The sequence below is a fragment of the Sphingobacterium sp. BS-2 genome (assembly GCF_046161205.1).
Taxonomy (GTDB): Bacteria; Bacteroidota; Bacteroidia; order Sphingobacteriales; family Sphingobacteriaceae; genus Sphingobacterium; species Sphingobacterium mizutaii.
Genome location: NZ_JBIXGO010000017.1, coordinates 317876 through 341534, shown reverse-complemented (window position 1 = coordinate 341534; position 23659 = coordinate 317876). Strand labels below are relative to the sequence as shown.

The following is a 23659-nucleotide window of genomic DNA, read 5'->3' as shown; positions in this document are numbered from 1 at the left end:
GGGAGTTTCGCTTTTTTATAGGATTAGTTTTCTCCGACGGAAATCTTCGATTGCTTTTTCTCCGAAACCTTTTTGTTTATCAAAAACAACTCATCCCCTCTCAATTCATAAGTATGATCTTCGGTCCAGTTCCATGAGGTCGCATCTCTTAGATTGATGCCATTAGCTTTGAAAGAAACTAGAATCTGATTACCCTTTACTTCTAAATTGATTTCATCAAAGGTATCTTGAATGGTTGCACCATCCGGTGTAGTTGGACAATTCTTTAATTCTTCAAGAATCTTAGGCTCAGCACGGAACCAATGTCTCAAGAAATCCATTTGTTTGGATGAGCATTGATAACCTAGATCTAAGGCCCAAAGGATCTTACATTTTAGGTTACTCCTATCCTCCTTAGCTTCCCCATCCCAAGCGCATTCATTTCCAACGAATGTGGCTATCAATCCTAATACTGCTCGTTCAGGGTCTGAAATGGTTTTAATACAATCTTCATTAAGGACTAGGCTGCTAACATCTGCCTTTACTTCCTGATTGTATTTCTTCTCTCGCCATAGAAATTTAACCTTCTTATCAGTCAATTGGATATTTTCTGGATTTGTATCTTCAGTACTTGCAATTGTATCAGTTGATACAGCATTTGTACTATCTGACTGACTTTCTTGAGTTGTTCCTTGTTTGCTGTTTTGCGTACATGATTGGATCGCAAATGCTAGAATAAGGACCAAAACAAAGGTTTTTGTGCATATTTTCTTCATATTATTAACCATTAGTGATACCTAAAAGTCAGAAAAATTGCTTTAAATTAAAAATCGTTCCCCCGAAGGTTTTAGGAAATGGAGAATTCGTAAAATTAACATAAAATAAGACAATTTTCAGATTTAAAAACAAGCTATTAATACTAAATTAGTAATGTTCAAAACAGGATATTTATTGAACAACATATCCTTCTGATCGATAAATCAACTAATAAACAAACAAAAACAATGGACTGGAAACCAAAAAGTGAACGATATGACAAGATGATCTATAACCGTTGTGGAAAAAGCGGATTACATTTGCCTGCAATCTCATTAGGTCTATGGCATAATTTCGGAGATGATACCCCTCACAGCAGAAAGGTTGAGATCTGCAAAACTGCCTTTGACCTAGGAATTAACCATTTTGATTTAGCTAATAACTACGGCCCACCAGCTGGTAGTGCTGAATTGGCATTCGGAAGGATTTTAAAAGAGGAGTTTGCTGGCCTGAGAGATGAATTGATCATTTCCTCCAAAGCCGGTTACCTGATGTGGCCAGGACCTTACGGAGAATGGGGAAGCCGAAAATATTTGATTTCAAGCTGTGATCAATCCTTAAAACGTATGGGTGTAGATTATGTCGATATTTTCTATTCGCATCGTTTTGATCCAAATACTCCATTAGAGGAAACGATGTTGGCTTTAGACCAGATTGTTCGTTCCGGAAAAGCTCTGTATGTGGGTATTTCTTCATATAATACACATAGGACGAAAGAAGCTTATGATATCTTAAAATCTTTGGGTACACCATTTATTATTCATCAACCTAGCTATTCCATGTTGAATCGATGGGTAGAAGAAGATCATCTATTGGACACGTTGGAGGATTTAGGACTGGGATCCATTGTCTTCTCTCCTCTTGCTCAAGGTATGTTGACCAATAAATATTTAAACGAAGTCCCTCAAGACAGTCGTGCGAATCAGGATAAATCTCTGAATAAGAACTTTCTTTCGGAGGAAAACCTAAAAAATATCTGGACATTAAATGAGATTGCCGCAAGTAGAAATCAGACTCTGGCCCAAATGGCTATCGCTTGGGTATTAAAAAATGGCAAAGTAACTTCGGCATTGATTGGTGCTAGTAAAGTCCAGCAGGTAATTGATTGCGTCGGTGCCTTAAATAATCTAGAGTTTACAGAAACAGAATTAAAACAGATCGATCAATATGCCAAAGATGGCGGGATCAATATCTGGCAGCAATCTGCTGAATTGTAATATTCCATAAGGATCAAAAAAGGTTCAAACAATGTTTGAGCCTTTTTTACATTAAGATTAAATGCAACACAGTTACATCTCCATTTCATCCTTTATATTTGTTATGTGAATTAGTCAATATTACATTAACAATTTATTCTTGATACTATGGAATTGAAACCTTTATATGATGTCATAATTATTGGCGGAAGTTATGCTGGTCTTTCTGCTGCAATGGCTTTAGGCCGTTCGTTGAAAAACACCCTAATCATTGATAATGGCATTCCTTGCAATCGGCAAACCCCTCATTCCCATAATTTCATTACCCAAGATGGAGAAAAACCAAAGGTTATTGCTGAAAGAGCTAGAGAACAGGTCGCTCAATACAAGAGCATTGAGTTCCTAAATGCTAAAGCTATAAAAGGTAAAAAGCTGGAGGGTAAATTTGAAATCCAGACCGAAGAAGGTGATAAACTCTTCGCAAAGAAATTAATCTTTGCTACCGGGATTAAGGATCTGCTCCCTGAAATCAAAGGCTTTTCGGCATGTTGGGGAATTTCTGTCATTCATTGTCCTTATTGCCACGGATATGAGTTCAAGGGCAAAAAGACAGCTATTATGATTGACAATGAAAAGGCATTCCATATAGCCCAATTGGTAAACAATCTGACCGATAACATTACAATCTTGACCTCTGGAAAAACATATTTTTCCGATGTTCAACTTCAAAAAATAAAGGATCATCACATTGATATCATTGACAAAGAAGTCTTAGAAATTGTGCATCACCTAGGAAACGTAAATGCAGTGACCTTTACTGATGGTAGCCAGGTCCCATTCGACGCAATTTATGCTTCAGTTCCATTTATACAGCACTCCCAAATCCCTCAAGAATTAGGATCTGAGTTAAATGAACAAGGGTATATCAAAACTGATTCTTTCCAAATGACGAATATAGAAGGAGTATTTGCCTGCGGCGATAATACCAGTCCTATGCGCTCAGTGGCAAATGCTGTTGCTGCCGGAAACCTCACGGGAGCAATGGTTAATTATATCTTAACTGAAGAGAACTTCTAAAGGCTAATTACCGGCAATTAAAAGGGTTGCAATTTGCTACTTTTTAAATCTTCGTTTTGATTCCTAAGCAAAAGCAAAAAAGATTTAAAAAGTAGGCAATTTTCCCTATTAATCAAACTGTGGCCCGTTGATTACCCCATCCAACCAAGTAATCCGTTTGGTCAAGAAGTCTCGAACAAAACCTACATATTCTTGATGGGTCGCTGCAACAAACCAACTTTGATTGATATTCATACCGAGTACATCCCAACGTTTAAAGTTGTACTTCTGACTATAACTGATCTTTTTAGCTCTTTGATCAATATACTCGGGCATAGATTCCAATTTTGATTTAACTTCTTTCCAGCGAGACCTAACCATTTTCTTGAAACTTGGATCTACCATCAATTTATTCATCCATGCTCTTGGTTCATGCGCCTTATCCATCATCATAACCTCTTGGCTGTCTCCAAGTCGTTTATCGTTATTAAACCCAAGATCGAAATCCCAAACCGGACCTACGTATATCTTGGGATCTAAACTGCTCTTCTTATACATCCTCATGCTCCATAGCAAATCCGAATTACCACAAATTTCATTTGCCAAATAGTAATTCACAAAACTTGGTAAATCAAAATAATCCTGATAATTGGAATTTGCTTGATCTCCAATCTTGAACAAACTGTTCTCAAAAGTGCCTACATACTTGGTAATATACTCCAGTTGAGCCGGAGTAATATCATCCTCATCTGGGAATTTAACCGTGATAGGCATATTTTGATGGGTAATAAAATGTACCGGCTCAGAATAGGCATAACCATCACCTTCAAGAATAAAACCACCATTTTTCTCATCAATAGCGACGCGATCAATTCCTTCTTTGATATGCTCAGTTAGGGTATAATTCCCCATAAACTCTCCATTCAGGAATAACTCTACATACTGCTGACGAGGCGTATAACCCATATCTAATCTTCTACTAACCTCAAAAGCAATCTCATTTCGCAACAAAGACTGATCTCCATAATTTGCCAATAAAGCCCAACTCTTATCCGCTGGCATCCCTAATAAACCCGCCTTCTTATCTAATTTTATTCTGTAAGGCTTTTTAGGCATCCACCAAGTAGAATTACCCCGACCTTTAACCTCTGTTACACCTTCATAAACTACCGTTCCTTCAAATCCACTGGTTATTTTAATACTTCCTGTGATATAATCCTCTTTGCTTTCAATGGGTTTACCATCCGTAGAAAGGTAAATGGCTGGTAAGCCTGTATCCACAAATTTGACGATATAGGTTTTTCCATCACCATTTTCAGCCGCAACAGTATATTTTACCAGCTTAGAAAAATCCTGCTTATCCTTTCCACTGACCTGCTCGACATTATTAACCGTAACCTTAACCCCTTTATGTTCAAAGTCTGGTGTCAATGCTTGCACATTAGTACCCACCAAGGTCCGAGCAAAGATGGTATCCCCAATGATCTCCGTTTCAATCTCATTCAGAACATTCGGGTGCTTATCAGCTGCAAAGACGAAACTAACCAGTTCGTTTTCAGCAGATAACTCCGGCTTAAACTTATCCTTTTGGCAAGAAAGAACTGCAATAAATAACAATGAGAAATACCAACAACGTTGGAAAGAAATTCTAGTTTTCATAAATAGTAAATAATTAGGTGAATGGTCAGGTATAATAATGTGATTGGCGGTCAAATTCTTCAACCTGAACTTAAGCTTTTTTAGGTATTAAAATCCTGAAAAAACAAAAGCCATTTTATAAAAATATAAAACGGCTTTTGTTTAAACAAGTGAACCCAATATATTTATTTTCAATGGGTTTCATTGATAATAAAAATACGTTTATCCAAAGGCTTAATAGTCAGAATAAGCAGTCGGCGCACATAGTATGGTCACGTTCTTAGAAACATTATTTTGGTATTGAGGCATTTCACTCATTGGCTTGTAAAGCGGTCCAAATGCCTTCCAATGTTCTTCTCGGTCAGCCATATTCTCGAAAGTTGTCAAATACATCAAATTAGGCATCATACTGCCAGCAATCACCTGACCATAGAAGACGGCATTGAAGTTCAATTTCTTAAAAATATCGATCTCCCCGTTGTTGAACATGGAAACCTTATTCGCAGCAAGCTTTTCAGTGGGCCCCTCATAGCTCCTCAGCTCATAGACTCTTTCACTTTTAGCGGCTTTCAGTTTTGGCAATTCCACAAATGGCATTCCATCAAATGCACGCATCAAAATGGTTTCTATCCTTTGGAATGGAGCATTGCTATGGGCTAAATCCAAATATGCCTTTCCTGCTTCCAGGTATTGCTTGTCTTTTTCCAGGTTGACATCCAGTTTCGCGAAATTCTCTAATCGCTCTGAATAAGTAAGGACATAAATAAGTTTATCGGTGTTTTCACTATTCTTCAAAGGCTTAAATACCGCAACTTGCTTAAATCCAAGTTTATGCAAGGCTGGCAAGTATGCATTCCCTAAATATTGATCTAATTGTTGTTCTTGTTGGGCATTCTGAAAATGATAGACCCTAAGTTGGATGTAGGTTGTTTTAGCTGCCGCTAGAGAAGTTCCTTGAATGAGTAAGAAAAGGAACACAGCAACAATACGGAGCCGGTAAAATACTGATTGGATTGATTTTAACATATTATTTGACATAGGTTTAGGACCTTTCAATGCTAAAGAAAGGGTCAGTTTTAAAAATAAATTATTGGATTAAAGGATTTCCTCTAAAGCAAAATAAAGATAATTAATTTTTGAAAATAATATACTGAAAAACATAACGTTCTAATGAGTATTAAATCCTAAAACTAATCTTTCAATTTATGTATGCAAAGGACCTGAAAAAAGGCAAATACGGACCATTCTACCATGGCACTAAAGCCGATTTAAAAGTTGGTGATCTATTGACTGCCGGAAGAAAATCGAACTATCATCCAGATGTTATCATGAACCATATATACTTCACCTTACAGGTCAATGGAGCAGGATTAGCAGCCGAGCTAGCGCCCGGTGATGCCGAGCCGCGAGTTTATATGGTCGAAGTGACTGGTGATTTTGAGGACGACCCCAATGTTACGGATAAAAAATTCCCAGGCAACCCTACACAATCCTACCGAAGTAAAGCTGCCTTGAAAGTCCTAGCCGAGGTAAGTGATTGGCCGCGACTGAGTCCTGAAGAATTACAACGCTGGCGCGAGAACCTAGCAAAAATACATCGAGACCCCAATGCCATTATCATCAATTAATCTTTTTCTGATCTTTCAATCTTACCGTATTAAAAATCCTTTTCGCCAGTTCTTGCTGGTTTTCATTCAGAGAATCGGAAGTCATCGTCAAGGAATTCCAATCCTTTTTAACATGTATCCCAGTTATACCCTTGACGGTTTCCAGTCTCCTTTAATAATACCTAATTCTGGCTATTTGTTTCCAATTCTTTTGCTTTTTCAAGATCAGTCTCAGCCTCCTTATTTTTATTTAATTTCTTGTACAAACCTCCTCGCATTCGATAAACCCTAAAATCTTTAGGATTCATTACTAGCGCCTGATTGTAATCTGTTAATGCCAGATCATACTTCTTCAGCTCTTCATAATTATTCGCCCGAAGGAAATAGTATTCATAAAAATCCGGATTCATTCCTATAGCCTTATTCAGGTCAGCTAATGCCTCGTTGTACATTTTGTTTGCATTGTATACCTTGGACCTTTTATGATAGAGCTCCTCTTCCGACGGTTTCAGTTCAATGGCCTTATTGAAATCCTTTAAACTCATGGCATAATCCCCCATAAAATAATACATCGTACCTCGATTCCTAAAGGATTCAAATTGCCTAGGATTAAAGGCAATGGACTGATTGAGTTCCTTGACCGCCTCCAAATATTCCTTAGTATCTCCAAAAATATAGGCGCGAGCTTGATAGGCGGGTTCAAAGGTTGGACTTAGTTCACTAACCTTGTAATATGCGCTGAGGGCTGCTTTATAATCCTTCATCAAGGTCTTCACGACCCCTTTGGTAAAATAGGGCGTACTGTTATTCGGATTAATTCGAATTGATTGTTCCGCATCCTCCAAAGCTTCTTCAAACTCTTGGTTCATAAATTTGGCAATTGCCCTACGATAATATGCCACTGAAGAAGTGTCGGACAATGATATCGCCTGGGTAAAATCCACAATGGCATCCTCAATCTCACCATTATCAGTTTTGTATTTCCCTCTATTGATAAAACAAGGAACACAATCGCTTTCAACCTTAATGATTGCATCATAATCAGCGATTGCAGCATCAATATTATTCAAAACATAATAAGTTTCTCCCCTCAATTTAAGATATGGACCGGTACTGATGGGCTTTAGGCTTAGACCTGAATTAATGGCATCCATAGCCTTTCCATAATCCCCATTCAGGTAATACGCAGCAGCCAGATTAAGGTAAATGGAATCCACGGGCTTAATAGTCAATGCCGATGTATAACTTGAAATTGCCGCGGGGTACTGACCTAAATTATATTTTGCTTTTCCTTCTTGAAAATGATGAGTGACTTTGGAATTAACGGATTCTTGCGCAAAGCTAAGTTTGGAAAACAACAAACAAGTAGCTAAGCAAATAAGGAAAAATACGTAAGCACTTTTCCCTCTTTTTGGATTTGTTTTCATGGGTTTTCAATTGGTTCTTACATCAAATTTAGGAAATATTAATTGTAGTTCAGAGGATACATTATTTGATTAAAAATCAGTGAAAATAGAGAAAACTAATGAAGCAATAACAATCAATCCCTGCCATTTTTTTAAAATTAAAAATAGCGATTGATTGAGCAGAGTCGAGTTCACAAACACAAAAAAAAGTCCCTAACCTAATTAGGAACTTTTACATTATTACTTAGTTAATAAACTACTCAGGCAAAATAATTAGCTGCTCAGAGCCTGAATAAAGTTGGTATGGTACATTTTTGATATGGGTATTACCCATAAAGCTTGATCCGTTTATTATCCCGAATCGTATTCTCGAAAATATGCAAGGCATCTCCAATAAATTTGCTTTTGCTCGCGATCATTTTTTGGAAGGTCGTCTTGATATTCGCTTCCAAGCTCTGTACATTATCTTGCCAACATTTCTCGGCCCTGATCTTGATCTCTGCATGTTCCGAGCTCAGATCTTCTAGATAATCATTGTACAAAAATTTATACGCTACAATACTGTTGATGTAATTGGTCAAATTCGGATCGCAGTAGGTAGATTCTATGGTATCTACATTTTCTTCTGGTTTCTTATTCAATTCTCGTGTCATAACAGATTGGTCTTAGATTCTTAGCAATTAAATTTCGTTGAACTTGATATATCAAAGTTAATGAACCTGTCCCCAGTTTTTTAGAGCACAAAAACGGCAAGTTGCAATTAGGTATTTATACGGAATGCTATTTCTTGGGAACAAACAATTCATTGGCTAAGGCGTAGATGACCAAGCCAACCGTATTTTTGAGACCCAATTTATCCAAGATTCGCTGTCTATGGCTTTCAACGGTTCTCTTGCTCAAAAAGAGCTGTTCAGCAATTTCTATATTGGTATATTCTTCACAGATTAAGCGGATTACTTCTATTTCGCGCTCAGTCAACTGGTCTTTTAGGTCAAAGGAGACTTTTTTATTGGGATTATTGAGGTATTGGTGCAACAATTGGTAATCAGCAGCAGTAACATATACGCCGGTCTTATAAACTGTCTCCAGCGCCAGTTGTAAGGTTTCTAAATCTATTACCTTAGGCAGGAAGCCTGAAACCCCCAACTTCAACATGTGCCCAATCATATTCGACTTATAGTGGGAAGATAAAATCAAGATCTTGATCTTCGGAAAGTTTGGCAAGAGCTGCTCCACCAGCACCAAACCGGAGATTGGTTCCATTTGGATATCTAGCAACAAGATATCAGGCAATTGACCTTCATCCATTGCCGAGAAATCAGCGATCAAGGTACTTGGGTTTGTATTTTTATAGATTACCTCACAATTAGGAATCTTTCCTATCAACATACTCAGTCCTTCAACAAACAAGGACTCATCATCCATCAAAGCAATTTTCATCACACTCATCATACCGCCATTTTGGGAAACACCATCATTAATCTAGTTCCCTTACCTAATGAAGAACTCAATTTTGATTTACCATCTAATAATTCTACCCGATTGCTAATATTGGACACCCCCATCCCACTTCCATTTACCTTCTCAAAGCCTAGTCCATTATCCTTCAAAAGGAAACTGAGGAAATAATGCCCATCTCTAACCAAGATCGATATCTTATTTGCCTTAGCATGCTTGATGGTGTTGCTGATAAATTCCAGGATTACCCGATAGATCTGTACTTCAAAATCAATAGGCCTTTCCTGATACTGCTGATGCAGGTACAGATCGACTTCATAACCAATCAAATTCTGTTTCATCTCTTCCAAGGTCAAGATCAACCCAAAATATTCCAGGTTCACTGGATACATGCGATGCGAAATCTCTCGGGCAGAATCGATCAGCTGTTCTATCTTTTCGCTCAAGGCCTCATATTGTTGCGACTCAATCTGTTCCTTATTGGAGATTAAGTTCAGCTTGAGCACCTGCAATTTATTGCCAATTTCATCATGCAATGTCCTGGCTATCCGCTTGCGTTCCTCTTCTTGGGTCTTGATCGCCAAGGCCTTAGTCTCCGTTTGAAATTTCAGTTCCTGTTCATGCCTGAGATCGTTCTCCTCCTGGATTTTCTTATAGTATTGGTTATAAAGGACGATTACGAATAGCACAATCATAATGGCCAAAATCAACAAGATGATTATCTCATAGATTTCGATGTAAATTTTCGAAAGGAAAAAAAGTAATACAGACATACGGCATATAAGCTACAGGACAGAATGTTGTTTATTGACCACAAATAGCCCGCATACTCGATCTTCAAATTACTCAATTGATTTAAAATCAAAAACAGTATGGTCGAAACAAAGTAATAGAGCAAGAGGGCAAACAATACCTGAAAGAGTCCAGGATTGTTTGATTTAAAACCCGACTTCAATGCATGTAATAAACACCTGCCTAATTCAAAAACTATTATAATATTGGAGATTGGTTTTATCCATTTCATCCAAGTCACGACCTGAATGAAATTGTGGATAGTAGCAGCTCCTATCAAAAATAAAAACAGCGCCAGGTATACCATGGACAACCTGCTTTTCTTAGATACTATACTATTGGTAAAATTCGTTAATAATAAGAGTTCGCCGGCAACAAAAATATTGAACAAAAACTCTGTTTTCTCTGCAGAAAACACATAAATCAACAGTTTCGAAACAAGCTCGATCCCCAAGAGAAAAAGCAGGAAATACCTCAGATTTCTGGCTGGGACACTGAACTCAAAATGGTACTTAATATTCCAAAGACTCGCTAGCAACAACATGACATTGGACAAGCCAATTGTCAAGTAAAAAAAGAACATAATTTATCTTCATAAAATGGGTTAACCACCTTTTGGTTTACAAAATGGTGGACAAGGCTGCGACCAATTATATAAATTCGTCTGAATGGAATGCAATTTCGAATTTCCTAATACTGCCCCCTCATGGTGAACGAAAATGATCGTTGGCAACACCTCTGAATATATTTTTGAATATTTCAATGCAAATAATCCTATAATATCACGGCTCCCATCCTCCAGGTCCTCGATCGGAACATGGAATAAATTGAAGATGCTCTCGCCTTTTGTTTCCTTGATCTGTTTATAAAACCAATCCGCCGACTCATTCCTCCAATCTTCCACTTGTTCCAAAATGGTATCCTGACATTCAATCTGATGCTGATATAGCGGCTGTGACTCTTCCACGACCCGCGAAATAACCTTCAGATCACAGGATAAAACCGCTACCTTAGTTTGGGTCCTGACCTCCTGCTCCACAAATTTTATATCAGATTCCAGTGGTCCTAAAATGGAAAAGGGATATTCTTTAAGATCCTTTTCTTGACCAGAAGGATCCAAAGGATAAAATATAACGATCGCCTTGTCATCATGGATTCCCATCTTGACAACAAAACATTCATTATCGTTATTCTTCAGTACCCATTTGATACTTTCTTCAGTTACCTTAAAAATGAAGTTCGAAGGAAATACCCTCAAGATTTCATTTATATTGCCTTTTGAAGATTGCCACTTTCGGATGGAAAGCTGACATTCCTTTCTATTTAGCATAATTGATCAGATTAGAGGCATAAAGATAAATAAACTATTCAAGCAATTCAATCAAATTAACCATTAATAACAATTACAACATACTGATTATTAATAATTTATAAAAATTATATTATTGAAATTATTTAATAATTTAAGACTCTATTTCAGCTTAGAAATTAATAATTAATCCGCTAAAATACAATGAAATAATTCACGATTTTAAGATAAATTTTCAAGCTTATATTTTTAGAGAACTTGCCTCCCTAAAAACAAAAAAACTCATCAAATGATGAGTTTAATATTTTAAAATGCCGTCCATTTGGCTTCAGACTGATTGGACTCCAATACCCGATCAATAAATAACATGCCGCGGATACCTTCTTCAATATTCGGATAAGCAGGAAAGGCAATTTCACTGCTATCCCCCGTTATTTTCTGCAACAGTCGAGCAGCGAAAGATTGATAGATATTGGCAAACGCTTCAATATAGCCTTCAGGGTGTCCCGTCGGTGTTCTGGTAAAGGCACCCGTCGCTTGGCACATCGAATAAACTTGATTGCCTCCAGTCCTATAGATCTGGATCGGCTGGTTATCCCATTTGACAAACAAGGAGTTTGGCTCTTCTTGTCTCCATTCCAAACCTGCCTTCTCTCCATAAATGCGGATCTTTAAAGCATTTTCTTCACCTGTCGCTACCTGTGATGCACTCAGCACTCCAGTTGCACCATCCTCAAATTTCAATAATACATCCCCATCATCATCAATTACCCGGTCGGTTCCGTAAATATTCAAATTCGCACATAAATGCGTTATTTTGAGCCCTGAAATATGCTCTGCCAAATGTGCTGCATGGGTACCAATATCGCCCATACAACCACTTTTCCCACTTCGGGCAGGATCTGTTCGCCATGCTGCTTGAACACTGCCTGTATTCTCGATTCCCTTGGTTAGCCAACCTTGCGGGTACTCCACAAAGATCTTGCGGATCTTGCCAATCAAGCCTTTTTCAACCAAATCTTTTGCCTGTTTTACCATCGGATAACCCACATAAGTATGGGTCAATGCCAACATCAAACCAGTTTCTTCAACCACCTTTGCCAAGGCCTTAGCTTCATCAAGGGTAAATGTTACCGGTTTATCGATTACAACATGGAAACCATTCCTCAAAGCCAAAACAGCAGGCTCAAAATGAGCATGGTTTGGTGTTACTATGGAAACGAAATCCATCCTGACATCCGCAGGCAATTCCTTTTCCTTTTCGATCATTTCTTGAAAAGAAGAATAAACACGATCCGCTGGCAAGGCCAAATCTTTACCAGATTGGGCAGAAACCTCTGGCCGCGAACTGAATGCCCCGCATACCAAATCTATCTTCCCATCCAACAAGGCTGCAGATCGATGAACTGCACCAATAAAAGATCCCTGTCCCCCACCGATCATGCCCATCCTCAATTTTCTGTTTTCCATAATCACTTTAATTTTAACTTATACACTGAATTTATTTTCATAACCTTTTTTCACTCTAATATGGGGATGGACTTACTGCAGACCAACCACCGTCTACAACAATCGTCTGCCCCGTAATATGCCGCGCTTGTTCACTGACCAGGAAAAGTGCGGTTTGGGCAATATCACTTGGATAAGCAGCAGAACCGATCGGAGTCAGATGTGCCCAAGTCTTTTTATATTCTGGATCTTCCATTGTTCTTTCCGTCAATGTCGCCCCCGGTGCTACCGCATTGACATTGATCCCAAAAGGTGAAAGCTCCAAGACCAAGTGCTTAGCTAATAGTTCAACCGCAGCTTTGGTCATTCCATAGGCTGCAAGTTCCTTATGCGCTTGGTGCCCTGTTACTGAAGAGGTGAACAGAATAGAACCTCTCTTCTTTTGTTCTATAAAATATTTTCCTGCCGCTTGCGCCAAAAAGAAAGTGCCACCAATATTTACCTGTAGCACTTTATATAAATCTTCTGCTTTATATTCCAGGAAACTCCCGAACAAAGTGATTCCCGCATTAGCCATCACCACATCTAAGGTTCCCGTCTTTGAAACGGCAAAATCAACGATTTCCTGATTAAAACTCGCTGTTGATACATCGCCGGCAAAGGAATAACAGGTTCCAATCTCTTTTAATTGAGCTGTGGCCTCATCACATAATCCCGGATCCACATCATTTAAGACAACTGTTGCTCCTTCCAAAACCAAACTCTTGGCAATCTCAAACCCTATCCCTTTCCCAGCACCCGTCACGATGGCCGTTTTATTTACAAATCTTTTTTGTTCCATACTTTATCTTTTAATAGCTGTTAATGCGAATCACGAAGCACCTCGCTTCCGGAACCTCCCTTAAGAAAATCAAGGTCTGCTCCTAAATGCGCCTGTTCCACATGGTCCACATATAACTTACAATACCCGCGGGTATATGGATTTCCTTCAACTTTTAAATTTTGCCTTCTACTCTCCAACTCCGCATCGTCAAGCAATAGATTCAATTTCCGCGCTTCCACATCCAATTCGATCAGGTCACCATTTTGGACTAATGCTAAGGTCCCGCCTACAGCTGACTCCGGAGACACATGCAATACCACCGTTCCAAAACCAGTTCCACTCATCCGCCCATCTGAAATCCTGACCATATCCGTTACGCCCACATCCAGCAATTTCTTAGGGATACCCATATTGCCGACCTCAGGCATACCCGGATAGCCTTTAGGCCCAACATTTTTTAAGACCAAAACCGAATTGGCATCAACATCCAAGTCATCCGAATCTATCCTGTTTTTATAATCTTCAATATTCTCAAATACAACCGCCTTCCCTGTATGCTTCATCAATTCTGGCGTAGCCGCCGAAGGTTTCAGTACTGCTCCATTCTCACAGAGATTCCCCTTGAGCACCACAATCCCTGATATAGGGTTGAATGGATTATCCTTGGTTGAGATCACATCATCGTTTAGACTCTCTTGATCTTGTATATTCTCGGCAACGGTCTTGCCACTTACTGTCAATATATCGGCATTCAGGGACCCTTTGATACTGTTCATCACGGCCGGTATGCCACCCGCATAATACAGGTCTTCCATGAAATACTGCCCCGAGGGTTGCAAATTGGCTACCAAAGGAATATCCTTTGAATAATGGTCGAAATCTTCCAAGTTAAGATCCACACCAATCCTTCCAGCAATGGCCATCAAGTGAATCGCAAAATTGGTTGAACCACCGATAGCGGCATTCACCTTAATGGCGTTCTCAAAAGCTTCGCGTTTCAATACATCGGATAATTTCAGGTTTTCCTTGATCATCTCCACAATCCTTCGACCTGACATCCTGGCCAATACCTTTCTTCTGGAATCAGCCGCAGGAATAGCTGCATTGCCAGGTAAGGTAATCCCTAAGGACTCCACCATACCTGCCATGGTCGATGCTGTTCCCATCACCGCACAATGTCCAATACTACGACACATCCCTGCTTCAGCCATATTCATCTCCTCTTCAGAAATAAGTCCTTTTTTGGAATCATCCGCAAATCGCCAAACATCACTGGTACCAATATCCTTCCCTCTAAATTTACCCGTCAACATGGCGCCCCCTGAAACTACGATACTTGGAAGATCCACACTACAAGCACCCATTACCAAAGATGGTGTGGTCTTATCACAACCTACCAATAACACGACTCCATCAATGGGGTTTGCCCGGATGGACTCTTCAACGTCCATGCTCGCGAGGTTCCTAAACAACATTGCTGTTGGCTTCATTAGGGTTTCCCCTAATGACATTACTGGAAACTCCAATGGAAAACCACCTGCTTCCAATACGCCTTTTTTTACAGCCTCCGCTAGATCACGAAGATGGGCGTTACATGGTGTCAATTCTGACCATGTATTACAGATGCCTATCACCGGCTTTCCTTCAAACATATCTGCTGGAATTCCCTGGTTCTTCATCCATGCGCGATAGATGAAGCCATCCTTGCCTTTTCTAGCAAACCATTCTTTGCTTCTTAGTTTCATATGTCGTAGCTTATTTTTATCAAAAGGTTTATTTGGCTTTTTGCCTGATATAATTTACGGATTCTTTTACTTCCTCAAAATTATTATCCCAATTATGCTCGCATTCTATAAAGATATCACCTGAGAAATGCTGACGCTTCAATTCAGCAAATACCTTATCAAAATCAATCACTCCTGCTCCAATCGCAACATCCTTGGCTTCCATATTTCCACTCGCATCCAGATCCTTGACATGTAAGCTCAGCAATTTGCCTTCTACTTTTTGTAAACATTCCACCGGATCCAGCCCACTTCTTACCCAATGTCCAATATCAGCACATACCTTCAGGTGATCTCGTCCTTCTACAGCTGCCATGGCGCTGTCAGGATGCCAATAACGACTCAATCCTTTTGCATGCTCATGGATGGCTAATGGAAGTTTATACTGTCCGGCCAATTCATTGATTTTATCCAAGAGCTGTGGGTCAGGTTCGCCGACCAAAAACTGTAAGCCTAGTTTTTGTCCTTGCTTAAAGAGCTGCTCCCATTCTTCTATCGTTTTTCCATCGGCATACATTGAAACCATCTGAACTTGGTTGCTATCCAATATTCCCTTCATTTTCGCAATCTCTTCATCCGTCAATGAAGCAATTACCTTCCCTCCGAACCGCTCTCCTAAATTATGAAAGGAGAAGCCTTCCACTTTTTGGGAATTGGCAGCTTTTGCCATTTCCACCGATTTATCGAAAGGAAAACGATTGAATGAATACAGTCCTACTCCAACCTCCATATTTTCAACTTCCAGGATTTGGTCCTTTGCGGGTTTAGATTGACCCGTACAAGAAAAAAACAGCATGGAAAGAACTACCATAACGGCGAGCATTTCGGTTCTCCGGAAAAATGTTTTCATAAAGCTATGATTTAGGTTTATTCAAGCATCTATTTGCCTATCAGCAAATGCATTGGAATTAAGTTACTCTAAATTTAACGAATAAAAAACACCTCCAAGATATTTGGAGGTGTTTTTTCTGAAATAATTATGTTACTTCTTTTACTGTTCTTTAATATAATCTTAAGAAGTTGTATCTGCCGTATTTTTTATCTTATCAATAGAGTCAAATGCGCCACTTTTCTTCAGCAACCACATCCCTAATTTTTCCTCGGCAACCCCTTCTTTGATCTTATAGGTAAAAATAGGTAAGCCTTCGGGATCGCTTTCAATATTCATTTTAAAGAAACCGACAGAAGGGATATGTTCAAGTTCTTTGGACAGCTCGGTAATATGTGATGATACGATCACATACGGTCCATCAACTTCGGCTAAATTCTGTAATACCTTTAATATGGCATTGGAAGCATCGCTATGATTGGTCCCCTTAAACAATTCATCCAAGATAATCACCGCATTGGAATCCTTAGGCAATTGGTCCACGATCGTTTTCAATCGCATAGCCTCCACATAAAAATGGCTATAGCCCATTTCTAGGTTATCCTGCAGGTTGATACTGGTAAATACACCATCGATCAAATCGGTCTTGATAGAATCTGCTGGAACTGGAAAGCCGATATGGGTCAGATAAAGTGCCGATGAAATCGTCTTGATGATCGAAGACTTCCCAGCCATATTGGCCCCCGTCAAAAACCAGATCTTTTTGTCCCTCGCCATCCTGACATCGTTCTTTACTGGATTCTTATGGAAGATATGGTAAACCCCTTTCATCTCGATCACGCCGGTCTGATTTTTAGGATAGACCTCTGGATAGCAAAAACTATGCGCTTTGGAGACTTTTGCCACCGACAAGAAAGCATCGATCTCATAAAAGAAAGTAATGATCTTTTTGATCTTTGGCGCCAAGGTATAGCGCACCATTTTATCAAAATTCTCGATATTAAAGATATTGATGCGAAGCTTATCCGCATCGTATTTCTTCTTTTTGAAAATCATAGATAGGCAATCCTCGATTAATTGAAGGATTTCTTCCACGTCGGGATATTTCACATCCTTGTTGATCTGCAAATAATAATCGCGGCATTTGATCATAAAGTCACAGGCCTCTTGAATGGACCTTTTCTTATAATAATAAACCGGACTCCGAACCCCAATAAAATCCATCAAGGTTAATGACGCTGCACGACCGGAATGCGAGGATTTGACATATTTCTCCAAATCCTTCACAATCACCCTATAGAATAAAAAATCCTGATCGGCGACAGGCTCTAGACGGCGGATCTTGGTCTGCCGATCCTTAATAACATCCACATCCAAGACTGGATTATAGAACACTTCCATTAAATAGTACATTCCCCCATCGGTAATGGTATGGTCAAAGAATTCTAAAATGGTACGGTTATGCCTATCCCTAAGTTGGATATCTTGTAAGGTCTGTTCATCAATTAAGAATTTTTCACTCATAACGATTGGATTAGATCGAATGTTGGTTATTTAAATTGCTTTACACGCCAAGGATACTCTACTAAAAATACAATTTTCAAACCACTTACATAGCTAAAAATCATATATATTTCGAGATGGAAACAATTCCTTGTACTGTTTTCCTTTTAAATAGGATGCTTTCGGCAGGATAATTCCATATTCTTTTTCAATAAATCTTTCATTTTTTCAATAAACAATTTAAAATGAAATGGTTTCAGAAATCCGAAAATGCTTCGACCCTTGTTTTACCCATATTCGGGACAGCTTGCGAAAATTCCGAATGAGTCTCGAATAAGGTCAAAAAGAAGCAGGAATTAAAAGGTGAAATTTTTTAAAAAGAAGGGTTACTTCCCAAATTTCTTGATGTAATCTCCAGGGGTACAGTTATGGAAGGCTTTAAACTGTTTTACAAAGTAACTCAATGAACTGAAACCGGTTTTATAGGCTACCTCAGAAACATTGGAATCTGCCTGTAATAGCAGGTTTCTAGCATTGAGCATCCTTTCCTGTAAGATATAGGCTCCAGGAGTCTTTCCACAGTACGCTTCAAACATACGATGCAAAGTACTCTTGCTACAGTTACCGATCTTCATTAGGAGTTCTGTATTTAGGGTTTGTCCAAGGTTTTCGCGGATATAGTTTTTGATGACGTGCAATTGGCTCTTCGCAGCCAGGCTATTTTGTTCTTTACCATGTTCCTTTTGCGACTCTTTGATCCTGATGAGCAAAGATTTCAGTAATAGGTCGCTCAAGGGAATGTTCGGATCGGTTTGCGTGGCCACCTGTAGCAGCTCATTGAATGCGCGAACCAAGCCAGGATTATTATTAAAGTGGAAATTGGAGAAATCCAGATTCCATTGTTCCTTTTCAGGGTAGTTTTCATTCAGAAACTTGAATTGATTCTCCAATGAATCCTTAGATATAAGAATGGTAGCACATTGTACCGGGTTCTTCAAGTCCGCTTCGGGAAAGTCGGCATAGATGGTCTCACCCTCTGGAAGGATCAAGGAAGTTCCCGGAAGGAATTTAAAGCTTTCCCCTTTTTTAGTATAGACTGTTTTATAACCACGGATCATACTGGAAATTGAAAGCCCCTCATAAGTAATCTTCACTTTAGTGGAAGACTGAAAAGTCTCAAAAATATTGACTTCAAACTCGCCACAATCAAATCGCGTCTGATGTTCCTGTCCACTTCGCAAGTGTTCAGGCGTCTGTAAAGACAATAAATCAATGGTATTGTTCATTCGGATTTGAGGTTTTTATAGCCTAAAGTTAAATTTATTTTTTGGAACTATCGTAATACTTAATGAAACTATACTTACACCATTCCAAGGCATTATGGAATAACTTTATGTTTATAAACTTAAAAAAACATAAGCTATGAGTAACATCACATTAGAACAAGCAAGAAAAGTTGTAGATGCAGCCCTTAAAAAGTCTGAGGAATTAGGAGTAAAAATGAATATTGCCGTTGTGGATGCAGGGACAAATTTAGTTGCTTTCAACAAGATGGACGATGCCTGGTTAGGATCTATTGATATATCACAGAAGAAAGCGAGAACTGCTCGATACTTCAATATGGACACTGGAGAAATTGGAAAATTATCTCAACCCGGAGGTTCTCTATACAACATTGAGCATTCCAATAATGGCTTGATTACCTTCCCAGGTGGAGTAGTGATCAAAGACGGTAGTGGCAAGATCATCGGTGCAGTTGGCGTGAGTGGCAGTACGGTGGAAGATGACCATGCCGTTGCTGCAGCAGGTGCATCGGCAGTATAGTCCAGAATTATTAAATCTCAATGTTTGATTAAAGCTATTTATTATGTGTCAAAATCACGGTGTTGTATATATGGGCCCCGGTGAGGTTCAGGTACAAGAAATAGATTACCCAAAACTGGCTTTAGGAGATCGCAAATGTGAGCATGGAGTTATCCTAAAGATCGTTTCAACTAATATTTGTGGATCAGATCAACACATGGTTCGAGGTCGGACAACGGCTTCGGCAGGTTTGGTCTTAGGCCATGAAATCACGGGACAGGTAGTCGAAAAAGGAAGGGACGTAGAATTCATCAATGTAGGTGATATCGTATCCGTTCCATTCAACATTGCCTGTGGAAGGTGCAGAAACTGTAAAGAAGGAAAGACGGGAATCTGTCTGAATGTTAATCCGTCTCGACCCGGAGCTGCCTATGGTTATGTAGACATGGGCGGTTGGGTTGGTGGCCAAGCTGAATATGTCATGGTGCCTTATGCAGATTTCAACCTCTTGAAATTTCCAGACAATGAACAGGCCATTGAATATATCCGCGACCTGACGATGTTGTCAGACATCTTCCCTACGGGCTTTCATGGTGCTGTATCGGCGGGTGTAGGTCCGGGATCGGTAGTGTATGTAGCGGGTGCGGGTCCGGTAGGATTGGCCTGTGCAGCAAGCTGCCATCTTTTGGGCGCAGCAGTGGTAATCGTAGGTGACTTAAATGAAGAACGACTGGCCCAGGCCAAGAGTTTTGGCTGTGAGACGGTCAACTTAAATACAGGTGAGGAACTTTCCGAACAGATTGCTGCCATCGTTGGTGTTCCCGAGGTGGACTGCTTTGTGGACTGTGTAGGATTTGAAGCAAGGGCCCATTCACATGGGGGCAGTTCGGAGGAACAACCAGCGGTGGTATTGAATCAAGCGATGGAAATCACCCGTGCTGGTGGCGCTATTGGTATTCCGGGACTATACGTAACGGAAGATCCCGGAGCGGTAGATGGAGCTGCAAAACAAGGAAACCTGAAGATCAGGTTTGGTTTGGGCTGGGCAAAATCACATTGCTTCCATACGGGACAGTGTCCGGTCATGAAGTACCATCGGCAGTTGATGAACGCTATTTTGTATGATAAAATCAAAATTGCCGATGCCGTAAACGTTCAGGTAATCAGCTTGAATGATGCGCCGCAAGGTTATGCAGATTTCGACAAAGGAGCAGCACGGAAATATGTGATCGATCCGCATGGCATGATCCCAGCTTAACTTTCACACAGTATATTAATAAAACCCATTTGATATTTATTAGAAAAAATTAAGTTCACATCTATCTATCAAATGAAAGTAAAGCCTCAACAAAAGTTGGGGCTTTCGTTTTTAAGCTAAATTATTTGTTCCAAATCGCTAAATAATGTTAAATCCTATCTATGGGAATTATTAGTCAAAAAAAATAAACTAATTTAGGATAACTAACCATTATTAACCCATATGCAGAAAATCTACCTCATCACTTTTCTTGTATTGACCTTCAGTTTTGCGCACGCTCAAAATAATGCTGGTATTAAAGGAAAAGTCTTTGATTCCGAACTTAACCCACTCGAAAAAGCAACCGTATCCCTCGTTTCCGAACAAGACTCTTTGGTTGTTACCTATGCCTTGACCAATGAAAAGGGCGAGTTTGAATTGGTCAGAATTCCAACCAATAAAGAATTGACCTTCTATATTTCCCATGTCAATAGTTCGGCTTTTCAAAAGAAAATCAACTTAAAGCCCAATGAAAAGCTAAAAATGGACAGCATAATCATGAAAGGGAATGCCATCGAAGCTATTGAGATTACGGCTGTGCCACCGATCCGATTGAATGGAGATACCTTAGAATATAAAGCCAGCTATTTCAAGACTAGACCTAATGCTAATGTGGAGGAATTGATCAGTTTATTACCAGGCTTACAGGTTAACTCGGATGGAACAATCTACTATCAAGGTCGGCAGGTACAAAGTGTCCGGGTGAACAACAAAGATTTTTTTGCACAGGATCTGAAAATAGCAACCCGAAATTTAGATGCTTCTTTAATTGATGTGGTCCAGGTCATCAAGGACAAAGGTGAATCCAAAAGGGAGATTTTAGACGATAGCCAATTACCGATTGTCCTAAACCTAAAGATGAAGAAAGAGTTTTTAAAAGCCAATTTCGGCAAGCTTTATGGAGGGGCGGCCACGCGAGACCGATATGAAGCTGGGGCTTTGATCAATACCTTTAGGGATACCCTACAGGTCAGTTTTATTGGTTTCGCCAATAATATTAACCGACAAGGATTTGACTATTCTGAACTCAATGAACATGGAGGGATGAATAGATCCGAAAATCAAAGCTTTACCAACTATGGGACAAGTGGCTTAATGAACCAAATATCTGCAGGTGTAAACATCAACTATGATATCGAGAAAAAACTGAAGGTCAATCTGATGTACAACTATGGCCAACACGATTTTTATTATGATTCCCGAAGCGAATCCAATTCCTTTTATAATGAGATCGCAGAACAGAACAGTAACAACAATACGTCCAATAACTCGAGGTATACGCACGAGTTAAGAGGCTTCATGAGGTATCGTCTCGACACGACCTCCCAAGTGACCTTCTCCCCTTCCCTTTCAGGCAATCGAGGGAAATCCACGGCTAGCGGATATGGTGAAAGATGGCGAGGAAATTTGCAAAAGGTTACTCAAGGCGAATTTCAGAATGATGATTCCAATAAGGGCTTAAATTATGGTCATAACCTGTATGCTGAGAAGAAATTTAAGAACAAATGGTTGCTTTCCCTAAATCAGGGGATTTCGAACCAAAATGGATCCTCTACAGATGATAATACCTCTAATACTCAATTTTTCCTATTGGATGACAGTGCTTTTCATCAGATTAACCGACAAAGAACAAATACTAGCACATTCAATCTTAGCCATCAACTCAATTTACAGATCCCATTGGGTAAGAAGGTGAATTTTGATGTTTTTGGACATCAGAACCTAAATGAACAGACCTCCACAGAAGATATTCTAAACAGCATAAATTCCGATATCCTTCAGAACCGAAATGATGTCGCCAATGACAAGGGTTTGCTGAATAAAAATTTTATTATTGGAACGAAATGGAATGTTCAATTCATAAAAAACCTACCCATTTCCCTTGGTCTCAAATGGGGTTCATTTTCCAATCATTTTGACTATTACCAAAAATTGGAAAACAGAAAAATAGAGGAATCCCATTGGCTCCCGGACATGAACATATCTTATAAGGGATTAAACTTCAATTATCATAAAGACCTAGAAGCTCCAGGCTATTATTCCATTGTAACGGTAAAATCAGATTTGTCACCCAATTATCTTCGAATTGCAAGTCCATTTTTCGAAAACAACCTGAAAGAAAATTATAGGATTTCTTACAATAAATTCTTTTCAAAATCTAAAATCAATCTCAATGTATCTGCTGGATGGACCAAGAACTCCAATAGCATTGCCCATTCCAGGACCTACGATGTACAGAGTAGCTTTAGCACGGGGCAATATTATCAGGCCGGACCTACTGAGGTAAAAAACTACTATTTATCCTTTTCAAAAACTATAATCCAAAACAAAGTCTGGAATTTGAATTATAACGGATATGGCTACGGAGTACTTCAGGATACCTACAGTAAGGTCAATGGAGAGGAAAACATCGGATCTGCTTTTTTCAGTAATTTCAATAATACATTGACCCTGACCTATAAAAATGTGTTCACCCTTACGCCCATGTTTGAATTCAATACCAATAACACGAAGTTTAAGTTCGACTCTGAAAACTTCAGGAACATGAACAACAATACAAAGCGATATGGCGCTACTTTATTATTGAATAATATCAAAAAATTCAGATTGGAGAGCTCTTATAACATTAAGAACCAAGTGGTCGGCATCAATAACCAACGACAAAACCTACATATCGTCAATGCATCTGTCTATTATCCCATATTGGGCAAAGGCGAGTTGAAATTGTCCGCATTCGATATTTTAAACCAAAACGTATCCAATTATTTTGGATCTTCTTCCAATAGCACCTATTTCAATTCGACTACGACCTTGAGGCAGTATTTTCTACTTGGAATGGTCTATAAATTTTTAAAAACGGGAGATAAATAAAAAAATAGAACAAAATTAAACTAAATAAAACCTCGAAATACTA

At 39.2% G+C, this 23659-nt stretch carries 20 protein-coding genes; 6 read left to right on the top strand and 14 right to left on the bottom strand.

The window, feature by feature from the left end; translation table 11 throughout:
• Positions 1–23: 23 nt before the first annotated feature.
• Entirely contained in the window at positions 24–755 is a 732-nt protein-coding gene (locus ACK2WI_RS10235; RefSeq protein WP_409150667.1) for a hypothetical protein, read from the bottom strand.
• Between the two features lie 228 nt (positions 756–983).
• On the opposite strand from ACK2WI_RS10235, the gene mgrA reads away from it, so the two are divergent.
• Together mgrA and ACK2WI_RS10225 are read left to right on the top strand one after the other, a co-directional pair.
• Positions 984–2012, top strand: coding sequence for an L-glyceraldehyde 3-phosphate reductase (gene mgrA / locus ACK2WI_RS10230; protein WP_409150666.1), 1029 nt, complete (start codon positions 984–986; stop codon positions 2010–2012).
• Positions 2013–2159: 147 nt separating this feature from the next.
• Positions 2160–3068, top strand: a complete 909-nt coding sequence (locus ACK2WI_RS10225) for an NAD(P)/FAD-dependent oxidoreductase (protein ID WP_409150665.1) — start codon at positions 2160–2162, stop codon at positions 3066–3068.
• 108 nt (positions 3069–3176) lie between these two features.
• Here ACK2WI_RS10225 and ACK2WI_RS10220 read toward each other — a convergent pair whose 3' ends face one another.
• Together ACK2WI_RS10220 and ACK2WI_RS10215 are read right to left on the bottom strand one after the other, a co-directional pair.
• On the bottom strand, positions 3177–4706 hold the full coding sequence (locus ACK2WI_RS10220; RefSeq protein WP_409150664.1) for a CotH kinase family protein: 1530 nt from the start codon (positions 4704–4706) through the stop codon (positions 3177–3179).
• A gap of 213 nt (positions 4707–4919) precedes the next feature.
• Positions 4920–5711, bottom strand: a complete 792-nt coding sequence (locus tag ACK2WI_RS10215; protein ID WP_409150663.1) for an NIPSNAP family protein — start codon at positions 5709–5711, stop codon at positions 4920–4922.
• A gap of 179 nt (positions 5712–5890) precedes the next feature.
• Between ACK2WI_RS10215 and arr the strand changes: the two genes are divergently transcribed.
• Positions 5891–6313 (top strand): NAD(+)--rifampin ADP-ribosyltransferase, encoded by a 423-nt coding sequence (gene arr / locus ACK2WI_RS10210; RefSeq protein ID WP_409150662.1) that lies wholly within the window; start codon positions 5891–5893, stop codon positions 6311–6313.
• Between the two features lie 161 nt (positions 6314–6474).
• On the opposite strand, the gene ACK2WI_RS10205 is transcribed toward arr, so the two are convergent.
• The 11 genes from ACK2WI_RS10205 to ACK2WI_RS10155 all read right to left on the bottom strand — a co-directional run bounded on the left by ACK2WI_RS10205 (position 6475) and on the right by ACK2WI_RS10155 (position 18931).
• Entirely contained in the window at positions 6475–7719 is a 1245-nt protein-coding gene (locus ACK2WI_RS10205; protein ID WP_409150661.1) for a tetratricopeptide repeat protein, read from the bottom strand.
• Positions 7720–8024: 305 nt separating this feature from the next.
• Entirely contained in the window at positions 8025–8351 is a 327-nt protein-coding gene (locus tag ACK2WI_RS10200) for a hypothetical protein (protein WP_409150660.1), read from the bottom strand.
• A gap of 127 nt (positions 8352–8478) precedes the next feature.
• On the bottom strand, positions 8479–9150 hold the full coding sequence (locus ACK2WI_RS10195) for a LuxR C-terminal-related transcriptional regulator (protein WP_409150658.1): 672 nt from the start codon (positions 9148–9150) through the stop codon (positions 8479–8481).
• Positions 9147–9929 carry a sensor histidine kinase gene (locus ACK2WI_RS10190; protein ID WP_409150657.1) on the bottom strand — a complete coding sequence of 261 codons (783 nt, stop codon included), beginning with the start codon at positions 9927–9929 and terminating at the stop codon, positions 9147–9149. Before ACK2WI_RS10190 ends, ACK2WI_RS10195 begins: the two co-directional genes overlap by 4 nt.
• 623 nt (positions 9930–10552) lie before the next feature.
• On the bottom strand, positions 10553–11278 hold the full coding sequence (locus tag ACK2WI_RS10185; RefSeq protein WP_409150656.1) for a hypothetical protein: 726 nt from the start codon (positions 11276–11278) through the stop codon (positions 10553–10555).
• Positions 11279–11563: 285 nt separating this feature from the next.
• On the bottom strand, positions 11564–12727 hold the full coding sequence (locus ACK2WI_RS10180) for a Gfo/Idh/MocA family oxidoreductase (protein WP_312697713.1): 1164 nt from the start codon (positions 12725–12727) through the stop codon (positions 11564–11566).
• 55 nt (positions 12728–12782) lie between these two features.
• The gene (locus ACK2WI_RS10175; protein WP_409150655.1) at positions 12783–13547 is read right to left on the bottom strand and encodes an SDR family NAD(P)-dependent oxidoreductase; all 765 of its coding nucleotides are present in this window, start codon (positions 13545–13547) and stop codon (positions 12783–12785) included.
• 20 nt (positions 13548–13567) lie between these two features.
• Positions 13568–15274, bottom strand: a complete 1707-nt coding sequence (locus tag ACK2WI_RS10170) for an IlvD/Edd family dehydratase (protein ID WP_409150653.1) — start codon at positions 15272–15274, stop codon at positions 13568–13570.
• A 28-nt stretch (positions 15275–15302) separates the two neighbouring features.
• Entirely contained in the window at positions 15303–16163 is an 861-nt protein-coding gene (locus tag ACK2WI_RS10165; RefSeq protein WP_409150651.1) for a sugar phosphate isomerase/epimerase family protein, read from the bottom strand.
• 162 nt (positions 16164–16325) lie between these two features.
• Entirely contained in the window at positions 16326–17666 is a 1341-nt protein-coding gene (locus ACK2WI_RS10160) for a MutS-related protein (protein WP_409150650.1), read from the bottom strand.
• Between the two features lie 365 nt (positions 17667–18031).
• Positions 18032–18931: a helix-turn-helix domain-containing protein gene (locus tag ACK2WI_RS10155; RefSeq protein WP_409150649.1), complete on the bottom strand. Its 900-nt coding sequence runs from the start codon at positions 18929–18931 to the stop codon at positions 18032–18034.
• Between the two features lie 136 nt (positions 18932–19067).
• Between ACK2WI_RS10155 and ACK2WI_RS10150 the strand changes: the two genes are divergently transcribed.
• The 3 genes from ACK2WI_RS10150 to ACK2WI_RS10140 all read left to right on the top strand — a co-directional run bounded on the left by ACK2WI_RS10150 (position 19068) and on the right by ACK2WI_RS10140 (position 23616).
• Positions 19068–19469: a heme-binding protein gene (locus ACK2WI_RS10150; RefSeq protein ID WP_093095265.1), complete on the top strand. Its 402-nt coding sequence runs from the start codon at positions 19068–19070 to the stop codon at positions 19467–19469.
• A gap of 43 nt (positions 19470–19512) precedes the next feature.
• On the top strand, positions 19513–20706 hold the full coding sequence (gene fdhA, locus ACK2WI_RS10145; RefSeq protein ID WP_409150647.1) for a formaldehyde dehydrogenase, glutathione-independent: 1194 nt from the start codon (positions 19513–19515) through the stop codon (positions 20704–20706).
• Between the two features lie 222 nt (positions 20707–20928).
• Positions 20929–23616: a hypothetical protein gene (locus ACK2WI_RS10140; protein WP_409150645.1), complete on the top strand. Its 2688-nt coding sequence runs from the start codon at positions 20929–20931 to the stop codon at positions 23614–23616.
• Positions 23617–23659 lie beyond the last annotated feature (43 nt).